11 protein-coding genes are annotated in these 13,491 nt (G+C 39.5%); 3 read left to right on the top strand and 8 right to left on the bottom strand.

Features of this window, described 5'->3' with window-relative positions; translation table 11 throughout:
- Positions 1-19: 19 nt before the first annotated feature.
- The 3 genes from bshC to FKG96_RS23535 all read left to right on the top strand — a co-directional run bounded on the left by bshC (position 20) and on the right by FKG96_RS23535 (position 5,179).
- A complete protein-coding gene (gene bshC, locus FKG96_RS23525; RefSeq protein ID WP_130856475.1) occupies positions 20-1,612 on the top strand; it encodes a bacillithiol biosynthesis cysteine-adding enzyme BshC in 1,593 nt (530 codons plus the stop codon).
- Positions 1,613-1,711: 99 nt separating this feature from the next.
- Entirely contained in the window at positions 1,712-2,065 is a 354-nt protein-coding gene (locus FKG96_RS23530; RefSeq protein ID WP_149106247.1) for an MmcQ/YjbR family DNA-binding protein, read from the top strand.
- Between the two features lie 87 nt (positions 2,066-2,152).
- Positions 2,153-5,179 carry a protein O-mannosyl-transferase family gene (locus tag FKG96_RS23535; protein WP_149106248.1) on the top strand — a complete coding sequence of 1,009 codons (3,027 nt, stop codon included), beginning with the start codon at positions 2,153-2,155 and terminating at the stop codon, positions 5,177-5,179.
- A 1-nt stretch (position 5,180) separates the two neighbouring features.
- Here FKG96_RS23535 and FKG96_RS23540 read toward each other — a convergent pair whose 3' ends face one another.
- The 8 genes from FKG96_RS23540 to hemC all read right to left on the bottom strand — a co-directional run bounded on the left by FKG96_RS23540 (position 5,181) and on the right by hemC (position 13,327).
- Positions 5,181-5,717 (bottom strand): CopD family protein, encoded by a 537-nt coding sequence (locus FKG96_RS23540; protein ID WP_130856472.1) that lies wholly within the window; start codon positions 5,715-5,717, stop codon positions 5,181-5,183.
- A 121-nt stretch (positions 5,718-5,838) separates the two neighbouring features.
- Entirely contained in the window at positions 5,839-6,864 is a 1,026-nt protein-coding gene (gene hemE / locus FKG96_RS23545) for a uroporphyrinogen decarboxylase (protein WP_041388786.1), read from the bottom strand.
- A gap of 13 nt (positions 6,865-6,877) precedes the next feature.
- The gene (locus FKG96_RS23550; protein ID WP_013668378.1) at positions 6,878-7,390 is read right to left on the bottom strand and encodes a tol-pal system YbgF family protein; all 513 of its coding nucleotides are present in this window, start codon (positions 7,388-7,390) and stop codon (positions 6,878-6,880) included.
- Positions 7,391-7,393: 3 nt separating this feature from the next.
- Positions 7,394-8,104: a response regulator transcription factor gene (locus FKG96_RS23555; RefSeq protein WP_013668379.1), complete on the bottom strand. Its 711-nt coding sequence runs from the start codon at positions 8,102-8,104 to the stop codon at positions 7,394-7,396.
- A 2-nt stretch (positions 8,105-8,106) separates the two neighbouring features.
- Complete coding sequence (locus FKG96_RS23560; protein ID WP_013668380.1) at positions 8,107-8,970, bottom strand: sensor histidine kinase KdpD; 864 nt, start codon at positions 8,968-8,970, stop codon at positions 8,107-8,109.
- Between the two features lie 84 nt (positions 8,971-9,054).
- Positions 9,055-10,419, bottom strand: a complete 1,365-nt coding sequence (gene hemL, locus FKG96_RS23565) for a glutamate-1-semialdehyde 2,1-aminomutase (protein WP_207303763.1) — start codon at positions 10,417-10,419, stop codon at positions 9,055-9,057.
- Positions 10,420-10,552: 133 nt separating this feature from the next.
- Positions 10,553-11,521, bottom strand: a complete 969-nt coding sequence (hemB, locus tag FKG96_RS23570) for a porphobilinogen synthase (RefSeq protein WP_130856471.1) — start codon at positions 11,519-11,521, stop codon at positions 10,553-10,555.
- A gap of 165 nt (positions 11,522-11,686) precedes the next feature.
- Positions 11,687-13,327: a hydroxymethylbilane synthase gene (hemC, locus tag FKG96_RS23575; RefSeq protein WP_013668383.1), complete on the bottom strand. Its 1,641-nt coding sequence runs from the start codon at positions 13,325-13,327 to the stop codon at positions 11,687-11,689.
- Positions 13,328-13,491: the final 164 nt, after the last annotated feature.

Below are 13,491 nucleotides of genomic sequence, written 5' to 3' on the forward strand. Positions count from 1 at the left end.
CTGAAAGCCTATATAAAACATGAAAGCAAGTTATATTAATTACAGCGATACCAATAGTTTTTCCGAAACGCTCTTAGCGTATATAGCACAAGATAAAAAACTAACACCCTTCTTGGGCAACAGTCCGGATATTGCTGGTTTTGAAAAGCAAATTAATCAGAAGAAAGCGAATCGGACTAACCGCAAGGTATTGGTAAATACACTCAGAGATCAATATAGCGCTTTCCACAATCTTCCATTAGAAGTTAAAAACAACATCAACCTACTGGAAGAAGCGAACACTTTTACGATAACCACCGGACATCAGCTAAACATTTTCACCGGTCCTTTGTACTTTATCTTCAAAATTGTCAGTACGATCAAGTTGTGCAAGCAATTAAAAGAAAAGTTCCCTGACTACCATTTTGTTCCTATTTATTGGATGGCGACAGAAGACCACGACTTCGCTGAGATTAACCACACCCAATTGCAGGGCGAATTGATTAAATGGGACATCCCTGCTCAGGCTGCCACGGGTCGAATGGAAACACTATCCATGGCACGTACCGTGAAGAAATACCAAAAATTACTTGGCTTAAGTCACAATTCAGATAAGCTAGCCAGGCTGGTTGAAGAAGCGTACTTGCAACATACCAACTTGGCTGACGCTACCCGCTATTTAGTGAACGGTTTGTTCGGAAAACACGGGCTGGTTGTAATGGATGCTGATCATCGCGACTTAAAAACGCTTTTCGCTCCCTATATCAAAGAAGATATTCTAGAACAACGTAGTTACCACAATATTACACGTACAACGGAAGCCTTAGAGAAAGCTGGTTTCGAAACGCAAGTTCATGCCCGAGAGATTAATTTTTTTTACTTGACGGAAGAGTACCGGGAACGGATCGTTCAAACAACATCAGGCGATTTTGAGGTATTGCACCATAATTTATTTTTCTCAAAGGAAGAATTAGTAAAAGAAATTGAAAACCACCCTGAGCGTTTCAGCCCAAACGTGGTGATGCGGCCGCTCTATCAGGAAGTTGTTTTGCCTAATCTCTGTTATATCGGCGGCGGTGCAGAAATTGTGTACTGGTTGCAATTAAAGAGTAATTTCGATCATTATAAGGTGGACTTTCCCATTCTACTTCCTCGTAACTCTGCAATCGTATCTAATGAGCATCTCGACTATAAAATTTTTAGGCTCAATTTAACATTTAAAAGTCTCTTTCGCGACGCAAACGAGTTAAAAAGAGAATATGTACGTATACATTCAAAACATCGCCTTAATTTAAATGATGAGTGGCTTGAGATGGAAGCTATATTTGAACGTATTAAAGAAAGAGCCACTAAGATTGATCCTACCTTACGTCCCAGTGCAGAGGCTATAAAAACCAGGTTATGTAAAGCAATCAATAACCTCGAAAAGAAATTTGTTAAAGCAGATAAACTGAACTTTGAAGACGCTGTATCACAGATAGACAAAATAAAGGAGAAATTTTTTCCAAATGGTGGACTTCAAGAGCGGGTGGAGAATTTTGGATTACTCTATGTGAAATACGGTGACGAGCTCATAAACGATCTACTCAAATTCTTCAACCCGCTGGATATGAAGTTTACGATATTGTATTAGTTATTGGTTATTAGGTGTTAGGTGTTAGGTGTTAGGTGTTAACCTAAATTTTTGAATTTTGAATTTTGAATTTTGAATTTTGAATTTTTACTTAAAAAAATGAACATCGAAGAACTAAGGACATATTGCCTAAGCAAAAGAGGAGTGACGGAAGGATTCCCCTTTGGTCCGAACACGCTAGTTTTTAAAGTCGGAGAAAAAGTCTTTCTTTTGACTGGCCTTGATGCACAACCATTATCTTTTAACGTAAAATGTGATCCCGAACGAGCTATTGAGTTACGAGAACAGTATCCCTCAAGTGTTCTTCCCGGTTATCATATGAATAAAAAACACTGGAACACAGTACAAGCAAACGGGGAGCTCTCCTTTAAGCAGCTTACAGAACTCATCGACCATAGTTACGAACTCGTTTATAACAGCCTTCCACAACGAATCAAAGAGACGTTATCGTAACAAAAACGTATACATTCATATATTTAACATTTCGCCCGACACTTTTAACATTTTCTCCGTTAATTTTAGCTAACAAAACGCCTTATTATGGAGAAGACCTACAAAAAGTTGAACGATCTTATTGGTTGGCTATGCGCATTTATTGCGACCTTCATCTACTTTCTTACTAAAGAGCCAACCGTTAGTTTTTGGGATTGTGGCGAATTTATCGCCGCTGCTTATAAACTGGAGATTGTACACCAGCCTGGAGCACCCCTCTTCCTAATGTTGCAAAATATTTTTTCCAACCTTGCATTGGGCGACAAAACATCACTGGCTTACTGGATGAATACAGGTTCTGCTGTTTGCAGCGGCCTTACGGTGTTGTTCTTGTTCTGGACTATTACCTCATTGGCGAAAAAAATACTTGTTACTGAAGACCATTCACTATCTCTGCTAATCACAGTCAAGCTTTTAGGAGCTGGTATAGTAGGTTCTCTGGCCTTTGCTTTTTCAGACAGCTTCTGGTTTTCGGCGGTGGAAAGCGAAGTATATGCTTTGTCTTCTTTATGCACGGCGATTTTGTTCTGGCTTATTTTGAAGTGGGAAAACCACGCACATGAAGTAAGGTCATCAAAGTGGATTGTCTTAATCGCCTATATTATTGGGCTATCCATCGGAGTACATTTACTAAACTTATTAACTATTCCCGTACTTACCCTGGTAATTTACTTCAAGAACGCAAAGCAAATTACGACAAGAGGAATTATTAAACAGCTCGGTATTAGCTTTCTTCTACTAGGCGCTATTTTATGGGGTGTCATACAATATTTAATTAAAGCGGTCGCACAATTTGATGTTTTCTTCGTCAACACCTTAGGACTTGGGTTCGGAAGTGGCATCTTCACCTTTATTATATTATTGGTTACAGCAATCATTCTTGGCATTCGCTATTCCATTAAATACAATAAGGCTCAACTAAATTTGATACTACTTTGTTTTTGCTTTGTGCTCTTTGGATATAGCTCCTTCGTTATGGTATTTGTTAGAGGGACAGCCAATCCTTCGCTCAATAATAATCATCCCGACAACATTTTCTCCTTCCTAGAATACGTAACGCGTGATCAATACCCTCGCAGCCCATTAATCGTAGGTCAGTATTTTGATTCCAACCCGATCGCCGTAGAAAACGGAGCACCGATTTATAGAAAAGACGCCGAGAAATACACCATTGTAGGACATAAATCAGAATATACCTATGATCGCACGACATTATTCCCACGCGTGCACAGCCAAAAGGATAGCGATTTTTACAAACATTGGCTTCGTTTAGCAGAAAATGAACGTCCAACGTTTTGGAGCAATTTGCAGTTTTTCACAAGCTATCAAGCAGGCGTTATGTTCTGGCGTTATTTTATGTGGAATTTTGTTGGAAGGCAAAACGACGAATCGGGACAATTCGGCAATCTTACGGATGGAAATTGGCTGAGCGGAATTAAAGCGATCGATCATATGCGTTTAGGAGGCCAATATGATTTACCGTCATCTGTTAAGCAAGATCCGTCTCGCAATCACTTTTATTTTCTTCCACTACTACTGGGCTTAATTGGTTTAGGGTGGCACTATCAGCATAATAGAAAAGATATGAGTATCGTATTGCTTCTTTTCTTTTTCACTGGATTGGCAATCGTTCTTTATTTAAACGACACACCTCTGCAACCACGCGAACGTGATTATGCTTATGTAGGGGCTTTCTACGCTTTCGCTATCTGGATTGGCCTTGGCGTTATTGCATTGACTAGTCTAGCTAAGAAACGATCGTTGGTTTTCTCAACAACGCTCCTCTGTCTACTCGCCGTTCCGTTTTTATTATTATACCAGGGCTGGGATGATCACGATCGATCGGAAAAGTATACAACTAGAGATCTATATGCGCGCAATTATCTTGCATCTTGTGAACCAAATGCCATTTTATTTACTTATGGTGATAACGACACCTTCCCTATTTGGTATGCACAAGAGGTAGAAGGAATTCGTCCGGATGTCAGGATCGTTAATATTGGCTATCTGAATTCTGATTGGTATTTAAAGCAGATGCGCAAAAGGATCAACAATTCAGCGCCCTTGCCTATAGACATCGAACCCGCAAAAGTAGATAAAGGTGTAAGGGACTATCTGGTATACGAGGATTACCATATTGACAAGCCGGTGGAAATTAAAGATTTATTAGACATTATGTTGTCGGACCATCCCGACGACAAATCTGATCGCACCGGAGAAAATTTTCTACCTACCAAGAAGATGAAGCTGATGGTAAATAAGGAAGATGTAATGAAAAACAAGGTGGTACCAAAAGCTTGGCAAGACTTCATAACCGATAGCATGGAATGGGATTTCAATCGTAACTATATCACCCGTGGTGACTTAGCAATTTTGGATCTTTTGAAAAATAATGCGTGGAAGCGTCCCATTTATTTTGTCAAAATTCCACCAAGTGAAACCCTGGGATTGGACAAATACCTCGTAAACGAAGGACTGTTATACCGATTAATGCCGGTAGACTTAGCTAAAACCAACACCAAAGCAACTGCCAAGGCTCCGGTCGATACGCAGCACACCAATAGGTGGGCTATGTATCATAACTTGATGCATCGATATAACTGGGCGAATGTGAATAAGTTAAATTACTTAGATCCCCTTACCCGGAACATCGTTCCGCAATACACGAACAATTTTAATATTTTATCTCGAGAGCTCCTGGAAGTTGATCAAAAAGCAAAAGCCAAAGATGTCGTCAATAAGTGTCTAGAGGTACTTCCAAAACAGGTTTTAAGTATGAATCAAGCGATTGACTATTATTTTATATCGGATACCTTATATGAAGTAAACGAAAAAAATAAAGCAAATGAGCTTATGAAAAGAAATGGCGACTATATTATAGAGCAGCTCAATTATAATTTAGCAATCGCAAAAGATAAACCAAATGTTATAGACGAACGTAATATTCGCTTAGGCATGGGCCTCTTGAATGCTATGCTAGACAATTCCAAAAAATACAAACAGATGGATATGGAAAAATACTTAGGTAACCAGTACGCCATGCTCGAAAGAAAAATAGCAGCAATTAGCCAATAGGCTAATTGCTCTTTTCCCGTATCTTCTTGTAGATCTTAACAGCTATCATCAGCATGACAGCAAATAGTACCAGACCTACCACGCCATATATCCAGTTTATAGCGCTTTTTAGCACCACCGTAAAAACGATAGCAAATAATAAAACCGTTGCTAATTCATTCCATAATCTAAGTTTAATGGAGGTCCACTTGCTCGTTTCTCCCGCCAGCTGAAACATAATTCGTTGGCAAATAAAATGATAGACAATCAATCCTAAAACAAAAGTAAGTTTGACATGCATCCACGGTTGAGACCACCAAGCCGGATTCAGGTGCATCATCACCGCTGCAGCAATAATGGTTAAATACATAGATGGAGTAGCGATAATCCACCACAACTTGCGTTCCATCAAAACGAACTGCTTATGTAAAATGCGGTACTCATTTTCAGACTGCTGTTTTGCTTCTGTATGGTAAATAAATAGCCTGACCATATAAAATAGGCCCGCCATCCAGCAGACAACAAAGATAATATGTACAGCCTTTGCGTATAAATACATTTTTCCGTTATTAGTTGTTAGTTATTAGTTGTTAGAAATGTATGTCTTTTATGATAATGATTAAACCAGAATATCAAATCTAGGACGAATAACAAATAACCAACAACAGACAACAAAAAACTTAATACCTAAACTCCTTTACTACATCAATTGCATACTTTACGTTATCAAAAGGAATATCCGGCATGATGCCATGTCCTAAATTGAAGATAAAACCTTCTTCACCACGCATACGTTCGAAGAGATGTAAAATTTTTTTCTTTATTACCGCTTTGTCAGCATATAAGATAAAGGGATCTAAGTTACCCTGTACGGCTATTCCTTTCGGCAAATTGTTTTTTATTTGTTTCAAGTCTGCGTTCCAGTCGACCGAGATCACATCCGGTTTCGCCTCGGCCATAAGTGGTGCAAACACCGAACTTCCCTTACAGAAAGAAATAACCGGTATATCTTTTCGATCAAGTTGCGCAATAATTCCAGCATTATATTGGTGAGAAAATTCGCTATAATCATCCCATGATAATGCAAGTGCCCAACTGTCAAATAGCTGCAACGCATTCACTCCGGCCTTTATCTGCATGTTCAGATAAGTAACCGTCACATCAGCAATCTTCTTTAATAATTTGTGGGCTAATTCCGGCTGGTTGTTCAAAAAAAGCTTAGTAAGCTTAAAATCTTTGGATGATCCACCCTCGATTAAATAACTTAGAACCGTAAAAGGGGCCCCGGCAAAGCCTATTAAAGGAATTGCTCCATTAAGTCGTTGTTGGATAACCTGAATAGCATCAGCTACATATTGTAGTTTATCCGCGACGTCGGTTTGCAAGGCATCGATATCGCTTTCATTTCGTACCGGATTTGCAAATTTAGGCCCCACTCCCTGCGTAAAACTCAATTCACCGCCCATCGCTTCCGCCGTTACCAATATATCTGAAAAAAGAATAGCTGCATCAATTCCCAACAAATCGACAGGCAGCATGGTTACATCCGCCGCTATTTCAGGCGTCTTACACATTTCCAAGAAAGAATATTTATTTTTTATATCCCAGTATTCTTTCATAAATCTGCCCGCTTGCCGCATCATCCATACCGGGGGGCGTTCTGTTGGCTGCGAAAAAGCAGCTCTGATAAATAAACTATCTTTTATAGCTGTGGTCACGTTATTTTGGTATTTCGTTTTCTATTCTATTTACAATCTGGGCAATTCGACTACTCACTTCCAATTCCTTCACCTTTTCCAGATACGTCTTCACCCGATCATAGTCTTTCTTCATTAAGTTGATATTCGCCAGGTTTACAAAAATCAGTGCCTTATCACTTTTCCGTCGAAAAGGCAATCTACTGGCAATTTGGAAATGTCTTTCCGCGCTATCATAATTAAGTAATTGCAGATCCAAGCTACCGCTGATAAATTCATAGTAATTTCGTCTCCTCTTCCGCAGATGATCAGGATTCTTGATATCGGCCAAAAGGTTACGCGCTAAATCATATTGTTTCTTCTTAAAAGCCTCAGAAGCCAAGAGTACAGTACCTTCTCTATAGTAACTCCATATCGTATAGCCGATCAAACAAACCATTAAGGCTGTCAATTGGTATGTCTTTGCATACACCGTATAGGCTAATAGCAATAAAGCAAGCACGATAACACCTAGTCGAGCTTTTGAAGTCATCATAGGCTAATGTGTCTTGTTATCGGTAAACTTATAACCAACACCTCTGATCGAGTGGAAATAGATCGGGTTTTTCTGATCTGGCTCAAAATACTTACGGAAGGTCAAAATAAAGTTATCGATAGTGCGTGTTGAAGGATACACATCGTAATTCCAAACGGTTTCTAAAATCTGCTCGCGGGACACGGCTTCATTTCTTCGCTCGATTAATAACTTAAGGAGCATCGTTTCTTTTTTTGTTAAAGCGGTAATCGTTCCGTCGGCGTGGTGTAACTCGAACGAGTTGAAATAAATCGTTTTGTCGCCGATTTGATAAGAATTTAACTCTTTCAGGTCGTCACCTTTCATGCCTCTTCTCACTAAATTGCCCACTCGAAGGATAAGTTCTTCCAGGTTAAAAGGTTTAACTAGATAATCATCAGCACCTTTTTTTAAACCGGTAATACGATCTTCGCTTGTATTCTTGGCCGTGAGGAACATAATGGGCACTTCTGTATTTTCCAGTCGAATAGTCTCAGCAACTTGGAATCCATCAATTTCCGGTATCATGACATCAAGGATGATCAAATTAAATCGTTCTTCCTTGAACTTTTTAAGTGCCTTTTTTCCATCTGTAGCAGTAGTTACTTTATATCCTTCCAATTCAAGATTCAACTTGATGGCTTCGAGCAAGTGCTCTTCATCTTCTACGAGAAGTATGCGTTGTTTTGCTTGCATAATCAATTAAATGTTACATCAAAAATGCTCCCTGTAGGAGTGTTATTTAATACTTTAATTTGGGCGTTGTGTTTATCTAATACTGATTTTACAATGTATAACCCTAATCCCGTACCTTTAGTTTTACGGGTATCTTCACTCCCTACACGATAAAATTTATTAAAAATACGTTTTTTTTCCTCATCATTAATGCCTATTCCTAAATCAGCCACTGAGAACCGTATCTGCCCATCTTGTTTATACAGTCGCACATTAACATGTGCACACGGTGGCGAATATTTGATAGCATTCTCAATTAAATTGGTGACAACTGAAGTGATAGCCAGCTTATCACCGACAAAAAAAATGTTTGGCTGAATATCCGTTTTAATAATCTGGGAGGTGCAGGAATGTACCTGCAATCGATCAGCTATTCGTCCGGTCAGCTCAGAAAAATCAAATTCCTCTTTTGGAATACTTTTGCCTACACTTTCCAGTTTAGTTGCTAGCAGCACATTTTCCACTAAATCGTCTAGACGCTCAATATCTTTTAGAGAATTTGATAGGAATTGATCCCGTTGCTCTTTATTCAGATCACGTTTTAATATGGTTTGTATATACAATTTAATTGAAGCTAAGGGCGACTTTAGCTCGTGTGTAACGGAAAGAAGAAAGTTATGTTGTTGTTTATGTGTTTTATGCTCGTGTACGAAAGCTCTTTTCAGCTTAATAGCACCCACCAAAAAGATGGTCATAAAAATAAACCCCTCACCTATCACCATGCCTTTTCGTAATGGCTCCAGTTCCATTAAAAGCATTCCCCACCATACAATCTGCGCTATTGCATAGAAGACAAGAAAATAAAATAAAAACAATGGCTTTCGCATACCTAATTAGTTGTTAGTTGTTAGTTGTTAGTTGTTAGCTAATTCAAGCTTATAAGCTAAAAGCTAATACCTAAGTCCTAACACCTACTTAAACACCACATCCAAGCTTTCAAATATAGCCCTTTTCGCTTTCTCTAGTTCTATTTTCGAATGGGCAGCCGAAACAAAACCAACCTCATAGCCCGAAGGTCCGAGGTAGACACCTCTATTCAGCAATTCCCGATGCATTACCTTATATTTATCCATGCTTTCTGCTTCAATATCAGATGCGGCCTGGATATTATCTTTATCAGTAAAGGCAATCCAAAATATAGACCCTACGTTAAACACACGTACCTTATAATTTTTTGCGCTTGCATATCGTTGTATGGAAGCTGAAAATTCAGCTGCCTTCTTATTTAATTCTTTATAAAATCCGGGTTTATTCAGTTCGCTTAGCTGTGCAATCCCCGCAGCCATCGCAACTGGATTGCCGGATAAGGTGCCTGCCTGGTAAACGCCGCCGTCCGGTGAAATATAGCCCATAATTTCCTCCGAGGATCCATAAGCGCCAACAGGCATCCCTCCCCCAATTATTTTTCCGTAGGTTATAATATCCGGATGCACGTCGTAATAAGCCGCTGCGCCTTCAAATCCCAGACGAAAACCGGTAATCACTTCATCAAAAATAAGTAAACTCCCGTGATCGCTTGTTATCTTACGCAGAAATTCGATATATTCTTTATTCTGCATCAATAAGCCGTTATTTGCAGGGATTCCCTCAATAATAACAGCTGCAATTTCTTCTTTAAATTCAGCAAAAGCACGTTCCAAAGCCTCTTTATCGTTCAAGCCGATTACCACTGTTTCATCGGCAAATGCTTTAGGCACACCTAAAGAGGAAGTCTCACCAAAAGTTACCAATCCAGAGCCAGCTTTTACCAATAAAGAATCCGAATGCCCATGGTAACAGCCCTCAAATTTAATGATCTTATCCCTTTTGGTATAGCCCCTAGCCAAACGGATGGCCGACATAACAGCCTCTGTACCGGAACTGACAAATCGTAGCTTTTGGATATATTTATTATTTTTAAGAATTAACTCTGCTAATTCATTTTCCAAGGCTGTTGGTGCTCCAAAACTCAGCCCATGCTGGAGTGTAGAAATGACGGCTTCCCTTATTTTGGGATGATTATGGCCAAGAATAAGCGGACCCCAAGAGCAACAGAAATCTATAAACTGATTTCCATCAGCGTCCCACAAAAAACATCCATTGCCTTTCTCAATGAATAAAGGGGTGCCGTATACCGATTTAAAAGCCCGCACAGGCGAATTTACGCCACCTGGAAAGTACTTTTTTGCTTTCTCAAACAAAATTGCAGACTTCTCGCGCGATATGTCTGCTTTAGACCCGGCCACCCGTACCTCTTCCTCATTTCCCGAAAACATTTTTTTTATGGAATCTAACATGTTCGTTATTTGTTGAAACGTTAAATAGTTGAGTTGTCTAGACGTTAAGTAGTAGAGTCGTTAAAACGTTAAGTGGGGTATTCATCATTCTTAACCACTTAACTACTTCCCTATTTAACTACTCAACATTCCATTAAATCCACTGCTGCTCTACCATATCTCTAATATGATAAGTGGTAATTATACGAGCACCCGCACGAGCAAAAGCATACATGGTTTCCATTACAATTTTTTGCTCGTCTATCCAGCCGTTTTGCGCAGCTGCTTTAACCATTGCAAATTCGCCTGAAACATTATAGCATGCCAAAGGCAAAGTGGTTTCATCCTTGATCCTACTAATAACATCCAGATAAGCTAAAGCCGGTTTAATCATTAGCACATCAGCGCCCTCTTGCTCATCTAAAAAGGCTTCTCTTAATGCCTCATTAGGATTTCTGAAATCCATCTGATAAGCCTTTCGATCTCCTTTGCTTGGAGCACAATCTGCTGCTTCCCTGAATGGACCATAATAAGAGGAAGCAAATTTTGTTGCATGCGACATAATCGCTACGTTTACCTGGTTATTTTCATCCAGTGCCTTTCTGATTGCACTAATTCTGCCGTCCATCATATCGGAAGGAGCTAACATATCCGCCCCGGCCTCCGCATGCGCAAGTGACATTTTTGTTAACACGTCGATGGTGGCATCATTCTGAACATAATCATGTTCTAAAATCCCACAGTGTCCGTGTGTCGTGTAAGAACATACACAGACATCCGTTACAATATATAGATCTTCACCAAAAGCTTCTCGAAGTGCTCTGATGGCTTTAGGAACCAGCCCATGGCGATCATAAGCCGTGTGTGCATCCGCACTCTTCTCTTCTCCAACCCCAAAAAGCATGATTTTATTAACGCCCAGTTTCAATCCAATTGCTACGTCCTCTATCAGTTTATCAATAGAAAAATGGTGTATACCCGGTAAGGAGGGCAAGGCATGTTTTATTTGATTTCCTGGAACGATAAAATAAGGATATATAAACATATCCTTTGACAGATGAGTTTCTGCCACCATCTCCCTCACAATTGGATTTTTACGTAATCTACGTTGTCGATAAATCATTTTCTTTTTTTTAATCTTAATCTCTCAAGACAAATCTCGTAGCTTTACAAGCTAAACACCAGGTATTTTCGAAAGAAAAAGGGAGGTGCTCGTACACGAAGCTTTTGAGATTTTTCTTGTTACAAAGATAAGCATGAAAATGTGCGATTGAAGTAGCAAAACATATTATAGCAATGGGGTGACAGTTCCTGATGAATCATTTTTCGTCGGCTTTCCCTTACTGTAATTCAGTGCAAAAACTGCTTCTGCCAACCCCAGCTCGTCAGGTGAGAAAGGCAATGTGTATTGAACTCCTATCTCCTCGAGCTTTTTTCCTGTAGAGTTACCGATACTGATCACTTTCTGCCCCGGCTCTACCAAGTTATCTTTAAAGTAGGCTTCAACATTGGTTGGACTAGTAAAGATTAGGACATCCGCTCCCGAGCCTTCTACCTGTTCATCAATACGCGTTTCATAAACCGGTAAATCAATAACCTTCGTATCGGCAGTTAGCCGACTTTGAATGGTTTGCAGCGAGCCTTTTGCGCGAGGAAATAGTACTGTAGAACCTGCTGCTACTTGGGCGAAGGCATCTCCCACTTTTTCCATTTCAATCCCCTCGGCTTCTCCAGTGAACGCAGGTATAATCCCATGGCTTCTTAAAGCTTCTTCGGAACCCCGACCAACTACGGCATATTGCACATGTTTACTAAGTCTCGGTTTAAGCTTGAAAAAATTTTCGATTCCATTTTTACTACTAAAAAATACCCATCGAACATATTTGAGTATATATGGATCCAAGGTATTTATAATGGAAAAAATTTTAATGAGCGATCGCCCTTCAACTTTTATATGATGTTGTTCCAAGGACCGCTTCAGAAAAGAGGTGTCAGCAAGTTCACGGGTGATAAAAACGGAACTTGGCAATTTCCTATCCGGATCAAATTTCTCTACAATCTCTTCTGCCAAGCCAGCAGCACTTTCCGCTTTAAGATATAAACGTGTAGGAAAGCTTTCTCCGTCTTTAGCTTTTGCAGTCCAAACTTCATAACCGGTTGTAGTTTTCCGACAGTAACAACCTAATGGCATATGACATCCTCCTTCAAAAAGGTTAAGGACTTTACGCTCTACTCCTATAGTTTCAGCCACATCTTTTTGATGCAGTTTTTGCAAAACTTCATACAATGTATGATCGGATTCACGAATTTGAATAGCTAAAACTCCCTGAGCGGGAGCCGGAATAATTTCCGTTGGAGGTATGATTTCCACATGAAACTCGCTTAAATCTAATTTCAAACGTTCAACACCCGCTTTTGCCAACATGATAGCATCATATTTTTCATCACGCAACTTTTGTAAACGAGTATTTACATTACCTCGTAAATCTTCGATTTCCAAATCCGGTCTGAAAGCCAACAACTGTGCTTTCCGCCGATTGGAGGAAGTGCCAACAATGGCGTTATGTTTAACGGATAATCTTTTCTTAAGATCAACGCAATCTTTCAGAATAATCAATAATTCTGAAGGATCTTCTCTTTCAGATACCGCTGCAATTCTTAATCCGGGTGGATTTGCAGTAGGAAGATCTTTGTGCGAATGTACGGCAATGTCGATTTTTTCAGCAAGCAGTTCTTCTTCCAATTCTTTCGTAAAAAAACCCTTGCCTTCTAATTTATCTAAACGAAGATGCTGTATATTATCTCCCTGTGTTTTAATAACTTTAAGCTCTGCTTGTACGCCAATTGTAGCTAAACGATCTTTCACATGGTTAGCTTGCCACAAAGCCAAATCGCTACCTCTTGTTCCAATAATAAGCGTTCTGTCCACCTTTATAATATATGTTGCAATTGTAAATAATCCATTTTCTAACCCTCATTACCCAACTCAACTTTTATTCCGCCCTTGGAATACTCCCTTTATTCGTCCGCTATCTATTCATTGAATCCATTCAGCGCAGCTAGAGTCCGATGCTTCAACTAAAACACTTCACT

It is taken from the genome of Olivibacter sp. LS-1, from assembly GCF_008245145.1.
Lineage (GTDB): Bacteria > Bacteroidota > Bacteroidia > Sphingobacteriales > Sphingobacteriaceae > Olivibacter > Olivibacter oleidegradans.